The sequence below is a fragment of the Nocardia sp. TBRC8007 genome, assembly GCF_056629435.1.
This window is the reverse complement of the sequence record NZ_JBWSOR010000007.1, coordinates 31,471-52,778: the sequence shown is the minus strand read 5'-3', so window position 1 is coordinate 52,778 and position 21,308 is coordinate 31,471. Positions and strand designations below refer to the sequence as shown.

The 21,308-nt window shown below is 64.1% G+C and carries 17 protein-coding genes; 10 read left to right on the top strand and 7 right to left on the bottom strand.

Annotated features, from left to right (window positions below; translation table 11 throughout):
* Positions 1–51: 51 nt before the first annotated feature.
* Together sepH and serC are read right to left on the bottom strand one after the other, a co-directional pair.
* Positions 52–1,065, bottom strand: a complete 1,014-nt coding sequence (gene sepH / locus ACX4ZE_RS09335) for a septation protein SepH (protein WP_480272937.1) — start codon at positions 1,063–1,065, stop codon at positions 52–54.
* A gap of 790 nt (positions 1,066–1,855) precedes the next feature.
* Positions 1,856–2,980 (bottom strand): phosphoserine transaminase, encoded by a 1,125-nt coding sequence (gene serC / locus ACX4ZE_RS09330; RefSeq protein WP_480272936.1) that lies wholly within the window; start codon positions 2,978–2,980, stop codon positions 1,856–1,858.
* Between the two features lie 64 nt (positions 2,981–3,044).
* Here serC and ACX4ZE_RS09325 point away from each other — a divergent pair, with 64 nt between their 5' ends.
* Positions 3,045–3,683 carry a hypothetical protein gene (locus tag ACX4ZE_RS09325; protein ID WP_480272935.1) on the top strand — a complete coding sequence of 213 codons (639 nt, stop codon included), beginning with the start codon at positions 3,045–3,047 and terminating at the stop codon, positions 3,681–3,683.
* A gap of 54 nt (positions 3,684–3,737) precedes the next feature.
* Here the strand turns inward: ACX4ZE_RS09325 and ACX4ZE_RS09320 are convergent, their stop codons facing one another.
* On the bottom strand, positions 3,738–4,889 hold the full coding sequence (locus ACX4ZE_RS09320; protein ID WP_480272934.1) for a citrate synthase 2: 1,152 nt from the start codon (positions 4,887–4,889) through the stop codon (positions 3,738–3,740).
* Positions 4,890–5,018: 129 nt separating this feature from the next.
* Between ACX4ZE_RS09320 and pdxH the strand changes: the two genes are divergently transcribed.
* The 4 genes from pdxH to ACX4ZE_RS09300 all read left to right on the top strand — a co-directional run bounded on the left by pdxH (position 5,019) and on the right by ACX4ZE_RS09300 (position 9,019).
* The gene (gene pdxH, locus ACX4ZE_RS09315; RefSeq protein WP_480272933.1) at positions 5,019–5,744 is read left to right on the top strand and encodes a pyridoxamine 5'-phosphate oxidase; all 726 of its coding nucleotides are present in this window, start codon (positions 5,019–5,021) and stop codon (positions 5,742–5,744) included.
* 87 nt (positions 5,745–5,831) lie between these two features.
* Positions 5,832–7,112: an MFS transporter gene (locus ACX4ZE_RS09310; protein WP_480272932.1), complete on the top strand. Its 1,281-nt coding sequence runs from the start codon at positions 5,832–5,834 to the stop codon at positions 7,110–7,112.
* A 190-nt stretch (positions 7,113–7,302) separates the two neighbouring features.
* Entirely contained in the window at positions 7,303–8,616 is a 1,314-nt protein-coding gene (locus ACX4ZE_RS09305; protein ID WP_480272931.1) for a citrate synthase, read from the top strand.
* 43 nt (positions 8,617–8,659) lie between these two features.
* Positions 8,660–9,019: an FKBP-type peptidyl-prolyl cis-trans isomerase gene (locus tag ACX4ZE_RS09300; RefSeq protein WP_480272930.1), complete on the top strand. Its 360-nt coding sequence runs from the start codon at positions 8,660–8,662 to the stop codon at positions 9,017–9,019.
* 102 nt (positions 9,020–9,121) lie between these two features.
* On the opposite strand, the gene ACX4ZE_RS09295 is transcribed toward ACX4ZE_RS09300, so the two are convergent.
* The 4 genes from ACX4ZE_RS09295 to ACX4ZE_RS09280 all read right to left on the bottom strand — a co-directional run bounded on the left by ACX4ZE_RS09295 (position 9,122) and on the right by ACX4ZE_RS09280 (position 14,622).
* Entirely contained in the window at positions 9,122–10,291 is a 1,170-nt protein-coding gene (locus ACX4ZE_RS09295; RefSeq protein WP_480272929.1) for a YhgE/Pip domain-containing protein, read from the bottom strand.
* Positions 10,292–10,356: 65 nt separating this feature from the next.
* A complete protein-coding gene (locus ACX4ZE_RS09290; RefSeq protein ID WP_480272928.1) occupies positions 10,357–11,736 on the bottom strand; it encodes a sensor histidine kinase in 1,380 nt (459 codons plus the stop codon).
* Complete coding sequence (locus tag ACX4ZE_RS09285) at positions 11,733–12,449, bottom strand: response regulator transcription factor (protein WP_480272927.1); 717 nt, start codon at positions 12,447–12,449, stop codon at positions 11,733–11,735. The genes ACX4ZE_RS09290 and ACX4ZE_RS09285 overlap by 4 nt, the downstream gene beginning before the upstream one ends.
* 106 nt (positions 12,450–12,555) lie before the next feature.
* Complete coding sequence (locus ACX4ZE_RS09280; protein WP_480272926.1) at positions 12,556–14,622, bottom strand: AMP-binding protein; 2,067 nt, start codon at positions 14,620–14,622, stop codon at positions 12,556–12,558.
* Between the two features lie 319 nt (positions 14,623–14,941).
* Between ACX4ZE_RS09280 and ACX4ZE_RS09275 the strand changes: the two genes are divergently transcribed.
* Genes ACX4ZE_RS09275 through ACX4ZE_RS09255 form a run of 5 tightly spaced genes read left to right on the top strand, consistent with a single transcriptional unit; the run spans position 14,942 to position 21,265 of the window.
* Positions 14,942–18,169 carry a sensor histidine kinase gene (locus tag ACX4ZE_RS09275; RefSeq protein WP_480272925.1) on the top strand — a complete coding sequence of 1,076 codons (3,228 nt, stop codon included), beginning with the start codon at positions 14,942–14,944 and terminating at the stop codon, positions 18,167–18,169.
* A gap of 25 nt (positions 18,170–18,194) precedes the next feature.
* The gene (locus tag ACX4ZE_RS09270; RefSeq protein ID WP_011207200.1) at positions 18,195–18,608 is read left to right on the top strand and encodes a roadblock/LC7 domain-containing protein; all 414 of its coding nucleotides are present in this window, start codon (positions 18,195–18,197) and stop codon (positions 18,606–18,608) included.
* A 7-nt stretch (positions 18,609–18,615) separates the two neighbouring features.
* A complete protein-coding gene (locus ACX4ZE_RS09265) occupies positions 18,616–18,990 on the top strand; it encodes a DUF742 domain-containing protein (RefSeq protein ID WP_412801557.1) in 375 nt (124 codons plus the stop codon).
* 4 nt (positions 18,991–18,994) lie between these two features.
* Positions 18,995–19,573 (top strand): GTP-binding protein, encoded by a 579-nt coding sequence (locus ACX4ZE_RS09260; RefSeq protein WP_480272924.1) that lies wholly within the window; start codon positions 18,995–18,997, stop codon positions 19,571–19,573.
* A gap of 51 nt (positions 19,574–19,624) precedes the next feature.
* A complete protein-coding gene (locus tag ACX4ZE_RS09255) occupies positions 19,625–21,265 on the top strand; it encodes a carboxyl transferase domain-containing protein (RefSeq protein ID WP_480272923.1) in 1,641 nt (546 codons plus the stop codon).
* Positions 21,266–21,308: the final 43 nt, after the last annotated feature.

The window sequence follows — 21,308 nt, the reverse complement described above, 5'->3', positions numbered from 1 at the left end:
CTGGTCGTTTATCTCCGCTCGTACCGTAGAACGGCAGCACGACCAGTGAACTCAGTGTCCTGAGCTGCGCACTCCGAGCAACACGTCCTCCCAGGACGGCATCGCGGCCTTACCGCGTCTGCCACGGTTCGGCTTGGCCGGAGCCGCCTTGGTCGTCTGCTTGGCGGGCTCGTTCGGGGTGGGCGTAGGGGGGTGGTCATCCGTGGTGGATCCGGAGGGCGTCGTTGTCGCGCTGGTGGTGGGCATGGCATTATCAGCGGCGGGAGCGGCAGTGCTCGCCGTACCAGGGTTCGGCATGAGCGCAGCGCCATTACCACCGGTCGCAGTGGCGCGCTGTTCGTAGTACTCGTCCAGGGTGGGCTGGCCTTGCTTGGCCGAGGTGCGGGCTGGCGGGGTTGCTGATGTGGGGCGGGATGTGACCGCCTGCTCCGCGGGCGGTTCGGGCTCGACCGGCACGATGGTCGCCAGTCCGCGCAAAGCGCGGCCGAAATCCGGATCGATCAGGTCGGAGGCCGGATCATCCAGTGGAGAGACCGACCCGCCGTGTGCGTCCGGCTGATAGCGCCAGTGTGCGGCGATCTCGGAGCGCCCATTCCGCCACTGCAATTGGGCGACCCAGTATCCTTTCTCATCTTTCCACGCATCCCACTCGGCACCCTCGATGTTGTGTCCGCGTGCGGTGAAAGCGGCGGTGACCACAGCGATCAGAGTTTCCGCTGCGGGGCCGTCGGAACGGACGGGGTGCGCTTTCTGTGCGAGCTCCGCGGCACGCGCCCGCTCCAACAGCACCGGATAGGCGAACCGATCGACACGGCCTGCGGGCATACCGGATTCTTCGGTGACTTGTTCCACGGAGGCTCCGGCACGAATACGAGCCTGGATATCGCGGGGACGCATAGTTGCCTCCATTTCGATCTCGATCTGGCCGAATCGAGCAAGGTCTCCGCGCGCGGCAGCTCGTAGTTTGTCGTCGGCGGGAAGCCGGAACTTCTGGCCGGATTCGGTATCGACGCATACGATATGCGCGGAGTCGGGCGTCACCCCGATCACTCGAAGTTCATGCACCGCTACCTCCTTATCGCGTCGACTCGCGACACCGGCTACTTTCCGAAAGAGTAGTGCACATTCGAGGCTCGTGTGGCGGTGGGGCCCTATCTGGGGTAGCGAACACACGAGATTGTGAGATCGAGATCCCTGCGGGGATGTTCACTCTACTACTTGTCCAGGCCGATCGTATTCTCCTGAGTATCGGGCAGATACGACATATCGGGTAATCGATTTCGAACATTCAGTGCGCGAGTCTGCATGAGGGTGGGAACCGTATGAGATCCTCTGCGCCCGTAGATGCGCGCAGGGTACAGCGTAGCGATGGCTGGACTCGGTGGAATCCACAGCTTGGTTTCAGAGGTCGATCTACTTTCAGAGGCCAATGGTAATAAGGCATTTCAGCCGACGAAGATTGCGGTCGCCGAACATGTGCAGTAGATATTCGAAACCAGTGAGACCGGCCGGATGTGCTCGGGCGTAAGTGCGCGAGTAGCCGAAAATGCTGCCGCGATAGACAATTGGATGCATTTACCCGATGAGTAAGAGGTATCGCCACGTTTTGCTTCCAGTGCGCCGATCAACTGTTCACAGCTACCGAAAGAGTCACAGAAGCGAACCTGCCTTGTCCGTTATTTCAGGGACACGACGAGAGGTGCGGCGCGGAAATCTCCGAAGAGAGTCCTGCGCCGACTACTACGCTCTGCACATCCTGGACACGATGCTGCGATGATCGACTCAGGTGACATACCGAACCATGCGGTATCGCGTCTTGGGGCTGTGATTCGCAGCGGTTTACCGGACGCGACTCTCAGTCGAGATTCTGCACGACCCAGTCGATAGCACGGGTCAGCTGAGCGATGTCGTCCGGGGCGATTGCCGGGAACATGCCGATGCGCAGCTGGTTGCGGCCCAGCTTGCGATAGGGCTCGGTATCCACGATGCCATTGGCGCGCAGCACCTTCGCCACTGCGGCTGCATCGACCGTGTCTGCGAAGTCGATGGTGCCGACCACTTGCGAGCGATGCGCGGGGTCTGCGACATAGGGGGTCGCATACTCGCTCGACTCGGCCCAAGAGTACAGCCGCGACGAGGAGTCCAGTGTCCGCTTGACCGCCCAGTCCAGACCACCGTTGCCGTTGAGCCAGTCGATCTGATCGGCGAACAACAGGAGAGTGCTCAGCGCCGGGGTGTTGTATGTCTGGTCCTTGGTGCTGTTGTCGATCGCGATCGGCAGCGACAGGAAATCGGGCGTCCAACGACCCGATGTCTTGATTTCCTCGACCCTGGCCAGCGCGGCCGGGCTCATCAACGCGATCCACAGGCCACCATCGGCGGCGAAGCACTTCTGCGGCGCGAAATAGTAGACATCGGTATCGGTGATGGTCACCGGGAGACCGCCGGCGCCGGAGGTGGCGTCGATGGCGATCAGCGCGTGTTCCGACCCCGTTGGACGCTGTACCGGAATCGAGACACCGGTCGAGGTCTCATTGTGTGCCCAGCCGATCAGATCCACCGACGGGTCCGCTACCGGATTCGGTGCGCTTCCGGGCTCGGCTGAGACCACGATCGGGTCGGCGATGAATGGGTTGCCCTTGGTGACAGCGGCGAATTTCGAGCTGAACTCGCCGTTGGTCAGGTGCAGTGAGCGCTCCCGGACCAGGCCGAAGGCCGCGGCGTCCCAGAATGCGGTCGTGCCACCGTTGCCGAGCACCACCTCATAGCCGTCCGGTAGCCCGAATAGGTCGCGCAGGCCCGAACGTACGCGTGCCACTACGTTCTTGACCGGCTTCTGTCGATGCGAGGTTCCGAACACCGAGGCGCCGACATTCACCAGAGACTGCAACTGCTCAGGGCGCACCTTGGAGGGGCCGCAGCCGAACCGTCCGTCGGCAGGCTTGAGGTCGTCGGGAATGGTCGGAAACGCAGTGGTCATGGCGAATAGGGTAGTCGGTGATATTGCTGTGACGCCGCCCACGCTCCAGCTAACGTAGGTGTCCATGACCATGCCCTCAGTCAATTCGGGGTGGCGACTGCGGCAGCGCGCCCGAGTATTCCGATTACGCGGTCCGATGGTTTCGGATGCCATGCGGCGTGAGTTGCTGATCCGCGGGGAAGCCGGGTCGGCGACGATCCTCGGGGTGCGTCCGCGGCGCTCCGAATCAGGCTATGTGTTCTGGGTCCAGGTACAGCTGGCCGCGGAGTTCCCCTACGAGACCAGGGTATGGCAGCAGGTGCTGGAGCGGGATCTGGAATCGATGCGGCCAGGCGACGTCGTACGCTGCCGGGCGGATCCGCGCAATCGCGATCGGATAGTACTGTTCGCGCCCACGGTCGAGGAGCCGAGCCGGGCGAGTATTACGAAGATCCTTGCCGACGGCAGGCGCGCCGACGCCACTGTGCTCGCTGCTGCTCCGACCGCGGTCGACTACTCCGGGCGCGGTGATCCGGTACTGCGCCTCGACCTCGAACTGTGCGCCTGGGACGAGCCCGAGCCGTGGCGCGTCCGGCTGGTCCAGCCGGTGCCGTTGACCGCCATCGGAATGGTCGACCTGGGGCGGCATCTGGAGGTGGCCTTTTTCGCGGTCGACCGCGGTGAAACGGTCGCTATCGATTGGGCGGCCTCACTCGAGGAATAGCCTGGCTATGTCGTGCCTCGAGCGGGCCGTGCCCTCGGAAGGGGTGTGCGGTGGTTAGAGGTGGGCGATCGAGTCCCAGCCCGGAACATCGGTGAGTTCGCGCGCGCTCGGCCCGGTGTAGATAGCCGCTGGGCGGACCAGCTTGCCGAGTTGTTTCTGCTCGAGGATGTGCGCGCACCAGCCCGCGGTGCGGCCGCAGGTGAACATGGCAGGCATCATGTGTGCGGGCACCTCGGCGAAATCCAGGATCACGGCGGCCCAGAACTCCACATTGGTCTCGATAGCGCGGTCCGGACGCCGCTCACGCAGCTCCGCGAGTGCGGCCCGCTCCAGTGCGGCAGCGACCTCATAACGCGGCGCGGCCAGGCGCTTCGCGGTGGCGCGCAGCACGCGGGCCCGAGGATCCTCGGCGCGATAGACTCGGTGGCCGAAGCCCATCAGTTTTTCTTTGCGGTCCAGGATGCCTTTGACCAGAGCGCGCGCGTCGCCGGACTTCTCGACCTCCTCGATCATCGGGAGCACGCGTGCGGGAGCCCCGCCGTGCAATGGACCTGACATGGCGCCGATCGCTCCGGACAGCGCGGCGGCCACATCGGCGCCGGTCGAGGCGATCACCCTGGCGGTGAAGGTGGAGGCGTTCATCCCATGTTCGGCGGCGGAGACCCAGTAGGCGTCGATGGCTTCGGTGTGCCGCGGGTTCGGGTCGCCTTTCCATCGGGTCATGAACCGCTCGGTGACCGTGGCGCACGCGTCGATCTCCCGCTGGGGGACAGCGGGCTGGTAGATACCGCGCGCGGACTGCGCGACGTAGGACAGTGCCATCACCGAAGCACGGGCCAGGTTCTCCCGCGCGGTCTCGTCATCGACGTCCAGCAGCGGCTGGTAGCCCCAGATCGGCGCGAGCATGGCCAAACCGGCCTGGACGTCGACGCGCACATCGCCGGTATGCACAGGGAGCGGGAACGGCTCGGCGGGCGGTAGGCCGCGGCCGAACGATCCGTCGACCAGCAGCGCCCATGCGTCGCCGAAAGTGACCCGACTCTCGACCAGATCCTCGATGTCGACGCCGCGGTAGCGTAGGGCGCCACCGCTCTTGTCAGGTTCGGCGATATCTGTGGTGAAGGCCACCACACCTTCCAAACCACTGATGAAATCGTCGGGTACGGTAACCCGTCCTCCCGAAACCGCGGGGCTGGTAGTAGCCATTACGACTCTCCTTGGGCTGGGGTCCCATGCTCTCATCGATGGGAAGATGCTGGAATCGACGAGCACATGTCGATCACCAAAACCTTACAAAACTGTAGCCCCCCACTACTGCGGAGTAACATCTGGCCCATGCGTGACCTGGATGATTCGCTTCATGGCCAGGAAGCGGCTGAGATCTTCCCTGCTATGGATCTCGCCGCTATGCGGCTCGACTACGGCTTGCCGCCCGGCGGTACCGAAGATGCCGACCTGGACGAGAGCTGGCTGGCCGGCGGCTGGGAACCGCTGCTGCGTCATTGGATCGAACAGGCTACGGCATTCGGTGTCGCCGAACCCAATGTGATGGTGCTGGCTACGGTGTCGTCGGCAGGCAGTACGCCGCGACCGGTCACCCGGACCGTGCTGTGTAAAGGTCTCTCCCCGGCCGGGGTGATCTTCTATACCAACTACGACTCGGCCAAAGGCGCGCAATTGGCCGCCATCCCCTATGCCGCGGTTACCTTCGTCTGGCCCGCTCTGGGCAGGCAGGTGCATCTGCGCGGTGCGGTCGAGCGGGTGCAGGTCGAGACGACGGCGGCTTACTGGCGTTCTCGGCCGCGTGACGCGCAGCTGAGCGCATGGGCGTCGCGGCAGTCTGTGCCGATCGATTCGCGGGCGGAGCTGGATCGGGCGCTGGCCGAAGCGACGGCGCGGTTCACCGATGTCGATGAAATCCCGGTACCGCCACATTGGGGCGGCTTCTTGCTGCGCCCCGAAGAGGTCGAGTTCTGGCAGGGGCGTCGCGGTCGGCTGCACAACCGGATCCTGGTACGCATTGCCGAAGGGACTGTCGAGGTCGAGCGCTTGCAGCCGTAAGGACGAGTGCTCGCCGGGGTATTCCCGGTGCTCGCGTGAGAATTGTCGCGTCGAATCGAAAAGGGCCGACCGGATACGCTACGGCTGGTGAAGCTGCTCGCCGACACCACGCCGTTGCGTCATCCTGATTTCCGACGTTTGTGGGTCTCGGGCATTGTCACCACAATCGGTGCGCAGCTGTCCGTTGTCGCGGTGCCACAGCAGATTTTCCGGATCACCGACAGCTCCGGCTATGTCGGCCTGGCTGGGCTGTTCGGCTTGGTGCCGTTGATCGTGTTCGGTCTGTGGGGCGGGGCGCTTGCCGATGTGCTGGACCGGCGCACGTTGTTGTTGATCACCAATGCGGGTACCGGGCTCACCGCGCTCGCCTTCTGGCTGCAAGCTTTCGCCGGGATGGACAACGTATGGATCGTGCTCGGTCTGTTCGCGGTGCAGCAAGCGTTCTTCGCGGTGAATCAGCCTACGCGCAGTGCCGCTATCCCGCGCCTGCTGCCAAAAGGTCAGCTGGCTGCGGCAAATTCGCTGAGTATGACCGTGATGCAGTTCGGCGCGATCGCGGGTCCGGTACTGGCGGGTGTGCTGATCCCCGTGGTCGGGCTCGCCACGCTCTACCTGATCGACGCTATCGCACTGCTGGTCACGCTCTGGGCGGTCTGGCGGCTGCCCGCGCTGCCGCCGACTGGAACGGTGCGCCGCGCAGGCTTTCGTACGGTGCTGGACGGGTTCGGTTACCTCGCGACCCAACGAGTGTTGCTCGCATCGTTCGCTGTGGACGTGATCGCCATGGTGTTCGGCATGACGCGTGCGCTGTTCCCGCAGATCGCGCACGAGACCTTCGGCGACCCGGCCACCGGCGGTGTCGTGCTCGGGCTGCTGTTCGCCTCGATGTCGGCGGGTGCGGTGCTCGGCGGCGTGTTTTCCGGCTGGATACCGCGTATCCGCAGGCAAGGTCTGGCCGTCTTGGTCTGCATCGCACTGTGGGGCCTGGCCATGGCAGGTTTCGGCCTCGCTGTCGGATTCACCGGACACGGTCTCGGCCTGGGTGCCGGTTTGTGGATAGCGCTGACGTGTTTGGCTTTCGGCGGCGCGGTGGACATGGTCTCGGCCGCGCTGCGGGTCACCATGCTGCAAACGGTCGCCACCGATGACATGCGCGGGCGGTTGCAGGGAGTGTTCATCGTGGTAGTCGCGGGTGGCCCGCGCATCGGTGATGTTTCCCATGGTTTTGCGGCGGCGGCCTTGGGTACAGCTGTAGCTGCCGCCGGGGGAGGTGCGTTCGTTGTGGTGGGTGTGCTGATCGCGGCAGTCGCTTTCCCGGCCTTCCGACGTTATCGTGTCGGTCGCACTCATGCTCGAGTACTAGCGTGACCTGTGTCGAGAGGCGGATGGGCCCGAGTTTGCCTTCGGCGTGAGACCACGCCGAAGGCAAGACGCGTTTGTGAGCCGTCGCAGGACTACCCTCCGTATTTGTCTGCGTTGGCGAACGGCTAGCGTTGAGGAAGGCGCACCGCGCTGACCATGCCGGTGTCTATGGTTCTAGCCTGAGAGGGATCCTTCAGTGCCCGCTGAGAACATTATCAACGTCGATTACGACGCCAAGCCGGTTCTGTCCTATCCCGGCGGGGAGTTCCCTATGACGGTTACCGAGGCCGTCGAGGGCAACGACGGGATAGAGCTGGGAAAGCTCCTGGCCAGTACGGGGTACGTGACCTACGACCCGGGCTTCATGAATACCGCCCCGACCAAGTCGGCCATCACCTACATCGACGGTGAGGCAGGCATCCTGCGCTACCGCGGCTACCCGATTGATCAGCTTGCCGCGGCTTCGACCTTTATCGAGGTCAGCTATCTGCTGATTTACGGTGAGCTGCCCACCAAGATGGAGCTGGAGGACTTCACCGACCGCATTCGCAGGCACACCCTGCTGCATGAGGACCTCAAGCGCTTCTTCGACGGTTTCCCGCGTAACGCGCACCCGATGCCGGTGCTCTCGTCGGCGGTGAACGCGCTATCGGCCTACTATCAGGACTCGCTCGATCCGCGTGACCCCGAGCAGGTCGAGCTGTCCACCATCCGGCTACTGGCCAAGCTGCCCACCATCGCCGCCTACTCGTACAAGAAGTCGGTCGGTCAGCCCTTCCTTTACCCGGACAACTCACTGAGCCTGGTGGAAAACTTTCTGCGGATGACCTTCGGCTTCCCGGCCGAGCCTTATGAGGTCGATCCCGAGGTCGCGGCCGCTCTGGACATGCTGTTGATCCTGCACGCCGATCACGAGCAGAACTGTTCCACCTCGACTGTGCGGTTGGTCGGCTCCTCCGACGCCAACCTGTTCACTTCGGTGTCCGGCGGTATCAATGCGCTGTGGGGCCCGCTGCACGGCGGTGCGAACCAGGCCGTGCTGGAGATGCTCGACAGCATCAAGGCCAATGGCGGCGATGTCAAGGAGTTCATCCGCAAGGTCAAAGACAAGGAAGACGGCGTGAAGCTGATGGGCTTCGGGCATCGCGTCTACCGTAACTACGATCCGCGCGCGTCGATCGCCAAGAAACACGCTGACGCCATCTTGAGCAAGCTGGGTGCTGCTGACGAGCTGTTCGATATCGCGCAGGCATTGGAAGACGCCGCGCTCACCGACGACTATTTCATCGAGCGGCGCCTATACCCGAATGTCGATTTCTACACCGGTGTCATCTACCGGGCGATGGGCTTCCCGACTCGCATGTTCACCGTGCTGTTCGCGATGGGCCGACTCCCCGGCTGGATCGCGCACTGGCGTGAAATGCACAGTGAACCGCTGAAGATCGGTCGCCCGCGGCAGATCTACACCGGCTATGGCGCCCGCGATTATCGCGAGATCGCCAACCGGTGACCAACTCCATCCGAATACCTGACGAATCGAAGAGGACAACCGAATGACCAAGCCGGAGATCGAGTTCCAGGAAGGGCCTACGCCCACCGAGCTGGTGATCAAGGACATCATCGAGGGAGAGGGCAAAGAAGCCGTGCCGGGCGGCACGGTCGAAGTGCATTACGTTGGCGTCGAATTCGCGACCGGCGAGGAGTTCGACTCGTCCTGGAGCCGTGGCGAGTCCATCACCTTCCCACTGCGCGGCCTGATCCAGGGCTGGCAGGATGGCATCCCCGGTATGAAGGTCGGTGGACGTCGCCAGCTGACCATCCCGCCGGAGCTGGCCTATGGCCCAGTCGGCGCGGGTCATCATCTGTCGGGCAAGACGCTGGTCTTCATGATCGACTTGCTGAACGCCCATTGATTTCGCAGCGCCCTGTGCGCTGTGTGATTTTGCAGCGCCCTGTGCGCTGTGCCCGGTCGTCGCCGCTTCGGCTCGGTGTACCGGGCATCGTCGTGTGCTGCGCTATTTCCTGACGATATCGATAGGGTCGGTGAGCGCCAGCGCCAGCGCGGATTGCTGAACGCTGCTGCGTTGCGGGATAGCGGCGACCGCTTTGTCGGTTTGCGTGTTCAGATTGTCGACAATGCGCTGCAGCTGGCCGACCCCGCCCGTGAGCTGCTCGATGGCACTGATCAGCTGTGCGCCGCCCTGTTCAGCGAGTCGCGGTAGATCCTCGGCGAGTTTCGCGCCCTCGGACAGCTGTGCGCTCGCTCCGGTCAGGCGGTCGACGACGGTGCGAAGCAGGGTGCCGAGATCGGTGTCCGGGTTCGTCGCGCCACCGACGAGTTCGCCGAGGTCGGTCAGCTGGGTACCAGCCTGACCGGCCACAGCGTGCAACGCTTCGAGTTTGCCGATGACGTCGGCCAGCGCCGGGTCGTTCGCGAACGGCAGTGCGCGCAGCAGTGGCAGGACCTGGTCCAGTCCGCTACTCACCGTGCTCGCCGTCTGTTCCACTTGGGTGATTGTGATGCCAGTCGAGTCCAGGGCGTCAGCAAGCTGATTCGCCTGTGTGGCGGCGCCGTCCACGGTGGACTCGAGCAATGCGATAGCCGAAGTCAGCTGCGCCGAGCCTTCTTTGGCGAAGGCGAGGAAGCCGAGCAGTTGATCGGCACCGGAACTGAACTGATCGGCCCCTGTGGCCGCCGCGTTGACACCAGCATTGAGCAGTTGGGCAGTGAACTGCACTCGCGACATCTGCGACCGGGCTTGCGCGGCGGCGGTGAGCGCGGCGTCGACGCCGATGGCGCCGATGCGGTGCGCTACCTCGGTCACCGCATTGTTCACTACGGCGGCGTCGGCGTCTTTGTGTGCCCGCACAGTGACTTCGGCCCGCTTCGGCTGGGTGCCGGCCAGGGTGCCCATGGACTCGGTGAGGTCGGCGGGCAGGGTGATCACCGCGGCGTAGTCATCGATGCTCACCTCGTCCGGTGTGACGACAGTCCACTCGTAGTCACCGGCCTCTCGCAATGCCTGGACAACGCGCGCACCTGTCGGCCCGGTGTCTGCGTTGACCAGTGCGATTCCGCTCGGCGCCGGGCCTGGGCTGGTATATGCGGCGATTCCGACACCGAGAGCTGCTATGGAGACCAGGGCAACGGCGAAGAGCGCCCATGGGGCGCGTTTTCCGATCACGCACGCAGACCCTAGACGCCGGTTATGACCTGGTCTCTGGCAATTCTCTGAAAGTTGTCTAAGGGTCAGGTGGCGTGGTCGGGCAGTTCGAGAACCAGCCGGATGCCACCAAGCGTACCTTCATCGAAATATGCTCGGCCGCCGTGTAGTTGGGCCTGCTGAGCGACCAGGGCCAGACCGAGGCCCGAGCCCCCTTTGCCGGCCTGACTGCCGCGGAAGAAGCGGTTGAAGACGGCTTCGCGCTCCTCGGGCGGGATGCCGCGGCCATTGTCGTCGATGGAGATGATGATGTGACCATTCGGCTCCCGATGCGCGGAGACCAACGCCTCGGTGGCTCCGCCGTGCCTGACCGAATTGGTCAGGGCATTGTCTACCGCCAGTCGCAGCCCAGCGGGCAGGCCGTGGGTCACCAATTCGGCGTCGGAGTCGATCCACACGGTGAAGTCAGGGAAATGCCGCATGGCATCGTGCGCGGCTTGGTCGCACAGATCACCGACATCGGTGGCGACGTGATCGCGCTCATTGGTCAAATCGCCAGTGGCCAGCCGTTCGAGCGCGGTGAGCGTCGTCTCCACCCGGCCTTGACTCCGATGCAGATCATCGAGGATCTCCGTGCGCTGCGCCTCATCGAGATCGAGAGTGCGCAATACTTCGAGATCGGTACGCATCGCAGTGAGCGGGGTGCGTAGTTCGTGCGCGGACACGGCAGCGAAGTCACGCGCCGTTTCCAGGGCGGCAGCGGTTTGAGCTTGTGCCTGATCTACGCGGTGCAGCATGGTGCTGACCGCTTCGGCCAGTTTCTCGGCTTCGCGTACGCCCGGCTCTCGCACCGGTGCCTGCGGATTATGTGGGTTGGGGAATGCGCTGCGCGTGCCGACCTGCTGGGTGAGCCGCACGATCGGACGTACTGCGGCACCTGCGAGTAACCAGCCGAGTGCTGCGGAGGCGGCAATGGACAGCAGGGCGCCACCAAGTACCCATTTTTGCTGCCGAGCAGTGGCCTCGGTCGCGCCAGCGGCGGGGATACCGAGCGAAACGGCCCGTCCCGCAGGCTGATACTCCGCAGTGGTGAGAATCCGATAGGGAGTGTCGGATACCGTGACGGTACGGGTACCGGACGGCAGTGGGGGAAGTTCGATGCGGGTACTCGCGATGGCTCTGCCGTTATCGCGAACAGTTACCTCCAGATCATTGGCCAGTCCGGTCACGTTGATGAACTGGACCGCGATCTGGGGCTCGATCAGTACCAGTCGCGACGCGATAGCGAGTTGCTGGTCGGACTGCTGCAAATTGTTGCGCTCGATGGCGCGAATGCTGATCGAGCTGATCAATGTCACGATGACGATCGCACCAGCGGCCGCGGCGCCTGCCACGCGGGTACGCAGCGAAAACGACCGCCGCTGAACAACCTCTCGTGATCGGGCGGAGGCAGTGGACCCGGTCATTTCGGTGCTCGCAGCACGAATCCGACGCCACGGATCGTGTACAGCACCCTAGGCGTATCACCTATCTCCAGCTTGCGCCGCAGATAGCCGACGAACACGTCCACCACATTGGTATCGACGGCGAAGTCGTAGCCCCATACCAGCTCGAGTAGACGTTCCCGGCTCAACACCACACCGACATTCCTGGCCAGGGTGGACAATAGTTCGAATTCTCTTTTGGTGAACTCGATTTCGCGGCCGTGCAGCAGCGCGCGATACCCGGCGATGTCTACCTCGAGCGGGCCGACGGTGATCGCGGATGGCGTCACCGCCGACGGGACGTCGGATCGTCTGCGCAGCAGCGCGCGGATCCGCGCCACCAGCTCCGCCAGCACAAATGGCTTGACCAGATAATCGTCGGCTCCGGACTCGAGTCCGGAGATACGGTCGTTCACCGATGCGCGGGCGCTGAGCACGCATATCGGCACCTCATTGCCCATCGCGCGCAATGCGGTGACCACGCCGGCGCCGTCCAACACAGGCATGTTCATATCCAGCACGATGGCATCAGGAGTGTGTTCGTTCACGCTGCGTAGTGCCTGCGCGCCATCTCGGGCCACCAGTACTCGGAAACCGGACAGTCGGAGCCCGCGCTCGACCGACGCGAGTACGTCTTCGTCGTCGTCGACAATGAGGACGGTTGGGGTCGCACTCCGTTCGGTCACGTCGTTCATTCTGCCGTCCGATGGCACGGTGTCCGCTCCCGCACTGCGCCCAATGCTGTTCGGTGGTTGTGGCCGGACTCGATCGCGGTGCGGATATCACACGGGTGCCGCGCGATCAGGCTGGTGCCAGCGGATCCACGTCGGCGGGAGCGGCTGCCTCGTCGATGTTCGCGATGTCATCCCGCGCTGGTTCCAGCCACTCTGGACGCGCCGTGCGGATCTCCTCCTCCAGCGTCGCGAGCACCGTTGGATCGTCGATGGTCGAGGGGGCCTCGAACGACTCACCAGAGGTGAGCTGCCGGATGGTTTTGCGCAAGATCTTGCCGGACCTGGTCTTGGGCAGTGCCGAGACGATGAGGACGTCATAGAGGGTGGCGATCGCGCCCACCTGGGTTCGCACCCGCTGGGTCAGTTCATCACGCAGCTGCTGCGGATCGACGTCGACGCCGGACTTCAGCACGACGTAGGCCAGCGGTTTATGTCCCTTGAGCTCGTCGGGCAGCCCGATGACGGCGCATTCGGCGACCGCATCGTGCCCGGCTATGGTGGCCTCGATACTGCCGGCGGAGAGCCGGTGCCCGGCCATGTTGATCACATCGTCGCTGCGACCGAGGACGAACAAGTAGCCTTCTTCGTCGAAGTAGCCGGAGTCGCCGCTGAGATAGTGACCTGGGTAGGCGGAGAGATAAGAGCGTTGGTATCGGGCATCGTCGCGCCAGAGTCCGGTCAGGGTGCCCGGCGGTAGCGGCAGCCCGATCACGATGTTGCCTTCGGTGCCGGGTGCTACCGGATTACCGGAGGAATCGAGCACTCGGAGTCGGTAGCCAGGCACCGGCACCGAAGCCGAGCCCGGCTTGATCGGCAGTTGTTGCAGGCCCAGTGGGTTCGCGCAGATCGGCCAGCCGGTCTCGGTCTGCCACCAGTGATCGACGACCGGGCAGTCGGACCGATCGGCGAGCAGGACCTTGTCGGCCCAGGTGTAGGTAGCCGGATCCAGCCGCTCGCCCGCGCAGAACAGCGCGCGCAGACTGGACAGGTCATAGCTGTGAGCCAGCTGCGCGTCAGGATCGGCTTTGCGGATGGCGCGCAGCGCGGTCGGGGCGGTGAACAGCACGTTTACTCGGTGTTGGGCGACCACCCGCCAGTACGCTCCCGCGTCCGGTGTGCCGACCGGCTTGCCCTCGTACAACAGAGTGGTCGCACCGACCAGCAGTGGGGCGTAGACGATATAAGAGTGCCCGACTACCCAGCCGACGTCGGAGGCCGCCCACATGACCTGGCCGCCGTCCAAGTTGTAGATGTTGCGCATGGACCAGGCGAGAGCCACCGCGTGCCCGCCGTTGTCCCTGATCACGCCCTTGGGCTTTCCAGTAGTACCTGAGGTGTAGAGGATGTACAGCGGATCAGTCGCGGAGACCGACACCGGACCGGCCGATGGTGCGTCACGGATAGTGTCGTCCCAGTCGAGCCATTGTGCGGCCACAGTCTCTGCCGAACTCGGCAGATATTCGGTAGCGGGCTGCGGCGCGGGGAACGGAATAGTGTCGAACTGCGCTCGCTGCTTGACGATCACCGTGCGCGGTGCGGTGGTCTCGGCAAGATCCAATGCCTGCAGCACGATCGGTGGATATTCGATCCGTCTGCCCGGTTCCAGGCCACCGGACGCTGTGATGATCAAGACCGGTTCCGCGTCGTCGATGCGGGCGGCCAGCTCCGGTGCGGCGAAGCCGCCGAACACCACCGAGTGCACCGCGCCGATACGAGCACAAGCCAACATCGCGATTACCGCCTCGGGGATCATCGGCAGGTAGATGATCACACGGTCGCCCGCCGAGACACCGAGCCGGTTCATTGCTCCCGCGAACCGGGATACTTCCGCGAGCAGCTCGGCATAGGTGTACATGGCACTGTCGCCGGTGACAGCGGAGTCGTAGATCAGCGCGGGTTGATCAGCACGACTGGTCTTCCCCGCGGTGGTCGGGTACACGTGTCGGTCGAGTGCGTTGAAGGATGTATTGAGGCGGGCGTCGGGAAACCAGCATGTCGCCGGGCTTGCGGTGGTGTCGACGATGCGCTCCGGCGGGACATCCCAGTCGATCGTTTCGGCCGCGCGAGCCCAGAACTCGGCGGGATCCACCAAGCTGGTCTGATAGGCCGGTCGGTAACCCTGCCGCACGTTCAACCCCGTGACTCCCTAGCCTTGCTTCGATGCCCGTCTCGATAGATCTGTTTGATTGTGGCAGACTTCACGCGACACTCAGTTGGGTGTCGCGACCTCTGGTTTTGTCTAGAACTGGCAGGTCAAAGGTTACGACTTTGCACGGAGTCACCCAAGAAGTTATTGATCCGTTAGAATCTGATGTCACTTATTCGGGCCGTCGTAGACGCGATTTCTCGGCCAGCCGCAGTTCTCGGCCAGCTCCACCTGTCGAGCCACGCACGCGATTGTGGAGGTTCGGTGATGGCGCGTGGTAGGGGCCAGTTTGGAAAGTGAGTGGGAGATGCGCGACGCCGCTAGGTCCAGTAATAAACGCTGGGCACTCGGCAACTGGGACTTGCGCTGGAAGGTGACGGCCGTACTCGCCGTCCCGCTGGCAGTCGCGGTCGGGCTCGGCGTGACCAGGATCTCGTCGGAGTTCACCGAAGCGAACCGGTTAGCCGCCGTCGCGGAGAGCGTTGTCGCACTCCCCGCGGTCACCGCGCTCAGCGCGCAGACCGCGACGACCGCGGGCTCGCAGATAATCGCGCTGCGGCCCAACGTGTCGGTGGTGACCGACCAGAACTTGGCCGATCTGGACACGGCGATCACCAATGCCGAGAAGTCGGCCGATCGGCTTTCCGGCGTGCCCGGTGCGCGGGCGGCTCTCGACGGCATGATCACCGAGGCCAAAGCCATACGCGCCAGGGGCAAAGAGGTTTTCGCCGGCCCGAGCGCGGATATCCTCGCGGTGGTCCACCGTGTCCGCAGCGAGAGCGTGCGAATCGTGGAAATCACGGTCGGTCGGATCAGCAACGGCGCGGTAGACACACCCAAGTTGCGGCTGGTCGACTCGCTCAATACTCGTGCCACACTGACCGGTGAGCTCGCTACGGTCCCTGAGCTGCTGCGCAACCCGCAGGCCGGTGTGCAGTCCTTCTTGGTCGCGGCGAATACCGAGCGGGAGATGCTCAACGTGCTCGCGCACCGCTTCCCTGACGGTGACACCGCGATCGCCGACCTGCGCGCGGGCGTGGATGCCAGGACCGCGCTGCTGAGCAGTCCGCAGGCCAGGGCAGGCCAGATCCCGATCGGTGATCTGAAGCAGTCGTTGACCCAGAGCCTCGCGGTCTACGAGGACGTCGTCGCCAAAGCGACCAAGGACATCGACTCCGCGACGCAATCACTGGCGTCCACTTCCAAGCGTGGCGCGTGGACTTACACCGCGGTGGTCATCATGACCATCCTCGCCGCACTTCTGCTCGCAGTATTCGTCGCGCGCTCGATGATCGTCCCACTGCACCGATTGCGCTTGGCCGCGTTGCGGGTGGCGGAGAGCGATCTGCCGCAGGAGGTCGCTCAGTTGCGTAACGGCGCTTCACCGGAGGAGGTTCCGCTGGAGCCGATGCCCGTGCGCAGCGCCGAAGAGATCGGTCAACTGGCTCGCGCGGTCGACGATATCCACGGTCAGGCACTGCGCTTGGCGAGCGAACAGGCGAAAATGCGTTCGCAGGTCAACGATATGTTCGAAACCTTGGCGCGGCGATCGAAGTCGCTCGTCGACCATCAACTCAGCTTGATCGAGGCGATGGAGTACGACGAGAAGGATCCGCGGCTGCTGGAAAACCTGTTCCGGTTGGATCATCTTGCGGCGCGTATGCGCCGAAACGGTGACAACTTGCTCATTCTCGCGGGTACCAGGCAGCGCCGCTCCAAGTCCGCGCCTGTCGAGATCGCCGATGTGCTTCGGGCCGCGATATCCGAGGTCGAGGACTACGAGCGCGTGAAGCTCGGCGCCACTCCACGCGGTTCGCTCAGGGAACCGGCTGCTTCCGACCTCGCGCATCTATTCGCCGAACTGTTGGACAACGCGCTGCGTGCCTCTCCTCCAGAAACCGACGTCAAGTTCACTTTCGCCCAAGGGCACGATCAGGGTCTGCTCATCGAGGTCGCCGATCGTGGCATCGGTATGCCACCCGCCGAGATGGCCGATATTAATCATCGCCTTCAGGAAAGTGCCGAGCCCGGCCCCGACACGGCTCGCCACATGGGCCTTTTCGTGGTCGGGCGCCTTGCCGAGCGGCACGGCCTCACGGTACGGCTGCGTCCTACTTTCGACACCGCCCGCGATCCGGGTGTTACGGTGACCGTGCATGTGCCTGTCGGACTGATCGTCGCGAGTAAGACGACCGCAGGACAGCCCGTCACCCCACAGCCTTCGCCACAGGCGGCCGCACCGCAGCGATCCGCGGCGCCGTCGTCCATGCAGACGCGGGCGATAACCCCGACCCCTGGGGGAAATGTCATGGTCACTGTCGATCCTGGAGTGAGCGGCCCCATTCCAGCGGGCGACTCAGCTCCGGCCGGATCATCGGAGCGAAGTGGCACACCAAGCCCGGTCGCCGCTACGGGCCCTGGCGGACTGCCGCAGCGTCAGCCGGGCTCGACGATGTCATCCGGCCCGCAACCGGATGTTCAACAGTCGGGTCCGAGCCTGCGGCCCCCTCCGGGCAAGCAGGCGCCGAGCGGTCCGCAGCTGGGCAAGCTGGCTGCCGCGAGCTTACCCAAGCGCAACCTCGGCCCTGGTGGTCCGCCGCCTGAGCCCGGCGATCGTCCAGGGGAGGCAGGTACGAGTCTGCCTCCGCGGGAGGTGAGTTCCGGCGGACTGCCGCAGCGTCAGCCGGGTTCGAATGGTGCGCCACAGCGGGGGCCGGCGATGGGTGGTGTGTCGTCGGGGGAGCCTGGTGCTGTTGATCTGCCGCAGCGGCGGTCTGGGGCGGGTTTGCCGCAGCGTCAGCCGGGTTCGAATGGTGCGCCACAGTGGGGGCCGATGGTGGGTGGTGTGTCGTCGGGGGAGCCTGGTGCTGTTGATCTGCCGCAGCGGCGGTCCGGGCGTGAACCGGATTCCGGCGCGCTGTCCGCGAGCAGTGATCTGCCGCGACATGCCTCGGAAGCCAATGGTGTGTCGCAGCGGGGTAACGAACTGATCGGCCTGCCGCAGCGGCAGCCGGGTGCTCAGACACCGCAGCGCCACTCCGCGCCGCCTGGAGTCGGCTTGCCGCAGCGGGAACGCGGTGGTCAGCATGCTGCGAGCGATGTTCAACCCCCCACCACATCAGGACGCGACCCTGGCAGGCACAGCTTCCGGTCCAACCCGACGAAGACCGCCTCGTTCTTCCAGACCAGATTGCAGCCTGCGTCGGAGTCGGGGCCTGTGGCGGGTACGCCGATTTTCGCTGAGATGATGTCGGCATGGCTTTCGGACCCCAACGCGGATCGGTCTCAGATGGCCGCGTCCTTCGAATCACCGGGCGACGAAGGGTGGCAAGCGGCTCGACAGGCCAGCGAGGCACGAACCGAGACGAAGACAGCAGCGGGTTTGCCACAACGCAACCCGGGCGGAAGGCTGGTTCCTGGTGGCGTCAGCGGTGCGGCGGACCGGGCACCGCACCGTGACCCAGAAACGATCAGGTCCAGCTTGAGTCGTCACCAGAAGGGCGTCCGGGATGGCCGCGCAATGAGAGAGCAATGAACCTAACCGGAGATAAAGGAGACCAATGAACCCCGATCTAGGTGGTACGAATCGTCAGCTGGATTGGCTGGTTTCGAACTTCGCCAACGAGGTTCCTGGTGTAGCCCATGCCGTCCTGGTCTCGGCTGACGGTCTACTCATGGCCGCGAGCGCTCAGCTGCCGGTCGACCGCGCCGAACAGCTCTCGGCTGTGACGGCTGGGCTGGCCAGCCTATCGGTCGGCGTCTCGAACCTGTTCGAGGGCGGCACTGTACTGCAGTCCGTCGTCGAGATGGAGCATGGCTACTTGCTACTCATGGCGGTCGGCGATGGCTCCTATCTCGCCGTGCTGACCAACACCTCGTGTGATATCGGTCAGGTCGGCTACGAGATGGCTCTGTTGGTCGAACGGGTTGGCCAAACTGTTCAGGCCACGCCACGTGTCACGATGGGTTCCTGATGGTGGGATGGACATAGAAGATTTCCATATGGGGAGTGTCGAGCCGAGCCTGGTCCGCCCATACTCACTAACCGCGGGCCGTACCAGACCCGCGGTCGAGTTGGCATTGGAGGCCCTCGTCGCGTCGCATCCGGTCGCCTTGGAGCGGCAGTTCGAACTGACCAACATCGAGACATCGATCGTGGAGTTGTGCAGAGAATCGCCGTCCGTTGCCGAAGTTGCAGCCCGACTGGGTATCCCCATCGGGGTAGCACGCGTGCTCGTGGCCGACCTGATAGAGGCCGGACATGTGCGCGTTTCGGCGACTTTGAAAGACGATTCCAGCGACGATGAACGTCGCGAGCTGATCGAAAGGGTTCTCAGTGGACTCCGGCGTATTTGATTCCATGACGCAGGTCGACACCCGTACCAGTAAGCCGACTTCGGCGAAGATCGTGGTTGCGGGTGGCTTCGGTGTCGGGAAGACCACACTGGTCGGTGCTGTCTCGGAGATCGTTCCGCTACGCACCGAGGCATTGGTGACCAATGCCAGCGCCGGAATCGATAACCTGACCGGCATCCCGATGAAGTCGACCACCACGGTGGCGATGGACTTCGGGCGGATCAGCCTCGCTGATGATCTCGTGTTGTATCTGTTCGGCACGCCTGGCCAATATCGATTCTGGTTCATGTGGGACGATCTGATCCGTGGTGCTATCGGCGCCGTGGTGTTGGTCGACACCCGCAGATTGGAGGACAGCTTCGCGGCTGTCGACTATTTCGAAGCGCGCAATCTGCCGTTCCTCGTGGCGCTCAACGAGTTCGACGACGCGCCGCGATACCCGCTAGAGGACATCCGGCAGGCACTCGCCGTGCCCGCCGATGTACCGATCCTGTCTATGGATGCGCGGCGGCGTGAACCAGCCAAGCATGCGTTGGTCGCGCTCACCGAATACGCCCTACGCAAGGTGATGCAGGGGTACTGAGTGTTCGAGTGGCGCGCCGAAGCACCGGGCAGGGACGGATAGGACCGCCCGGTGCGGACTTCGGCGCGAGAGCTACTCGAGCAACTGCTCGATAAGGACTCGTTTGTCAGCTGGGACCGGCCGCCGGTGGCAGTGGCGACAACCCGGCGATATCACGACGATCTCCGTAAAGCCGCGGAGATGGCCGGCACCGATGAATCGGTACTCACCGGAGCGGGACTGCTGTGTGGTCGTCGTGTGGCGGTAGTCGCTTGTGAGTTCGGCTTTCTGGCCGGTTCGATCGGAGTCGCCGCTGCGGAGCGGATCGTCACGGCGGTCGAGCGCGCCACCGAACTCGGGCTGCCGTTGGTTGCTTCTCCGACCTCGGGCGGTACCAGAATGCAAGAAGGCACCGTCGCTTTTGTGCAGATGGTGAAGATCGCCGGGGTAATCACGGCACACAAAGCGGCCGGTCATCCGTACTTGGTCTACTTGCGTAACCCTACGATGGGCGGCGTCTTCGCCTCCTGGGGGTCACTGGGACACATCACCTTCGCCGAGCCGGGCGCGCTCATCGGATTTCTCGGTCCGCGTGTATACCAGGCCTTGTACGGTAAGCCATTTCCGGAAGGCGTGCAGACCGCCGAGAATCTCTACCATCGCGGTGTTATCGATGGCGTACTGTCGGTCCCCGTTTTCCGCCGCACAGCCCACCGCGCGTTGAGTGTGTTCAGCGGTGCTCGCCTTCCTGATTCTGTTGTAGGACAACGTGTCGGCACGCTACCGGATGCGGCGCAGGAGGCCGATCCAGTGCCCCGGACCACACAATCGGTATCGGCAGCGGCAGGGTCCCTCGCCGCGGATCCGCCCGCCGATAGCGCATCGTGGAAGCGTACCGACGACGTGCCGGGCCGCTACGAAGACAAGACGGTGTGGCAGTCGGTGCTGATCTCACGTCGTTCACAGCGCCCGGGCATTCGGGATCTGCTGCGTCATGTGACGCAAAGAGTGCCGCTCAGCGGGACCGGGCAGGGTGAGTCGGATCGCGCGACCGTGCTCGCGCTCGGACGGTTCCGTGGACAACCGTGCGTGGTGTTCGGGCACGATCGGTACGGACAATCCGGCGCGAACACCATGGGACCGGCTGCCTTGCGTGAGGCGCGGCGCGGTATGGCGCTCGCGCAGGAATTGCGGCTGCCGCTGGTACTGATCATCGATACGGCGGGTGCGGCGTTGTCGAAAGAGGCAGAGGAAGGTGGGCTCGCTCCTGAGATCGCCCGCTGCATAGCGGATCTGGTGACGCTGGATACTCCTACGGTCTCGGTGCTGATCGGCCAGGGTACCGGTGGCGGCGCACTGGCCTTGTTGCCTGCCGACCGGGTACTCGCCGCTACTCATGCTTGGCTGGCTCCACTTCCGCCGGAAGGGGCGAGCGTGATCGTCTTTCGCGATACCGACCATGCCTCGGAGCTTGCCGTTGCCCAGCGGATCGGCGCTCGTGAACTGCTTGCCGACGGCGTGGTCGACTGTATTGTGCCGGAATACCCGGATGCTGCGGACGAGCCGGTGGATTTTGCCCGCCGGATGGTCGCCGCGATTGCGCACGAACTCGAGACTCTGCGCGTTCAGCCGGAATTGGAGATACGCGCACAACGGCGGACACGTTATCGAAGGCTTGGCCTGCCTGGCGTCGAGGGCGGGGTGCCACGGTGATCGGGTGCCGGGCCGGTCAACACGCCAGGGGGTGTGATTGACG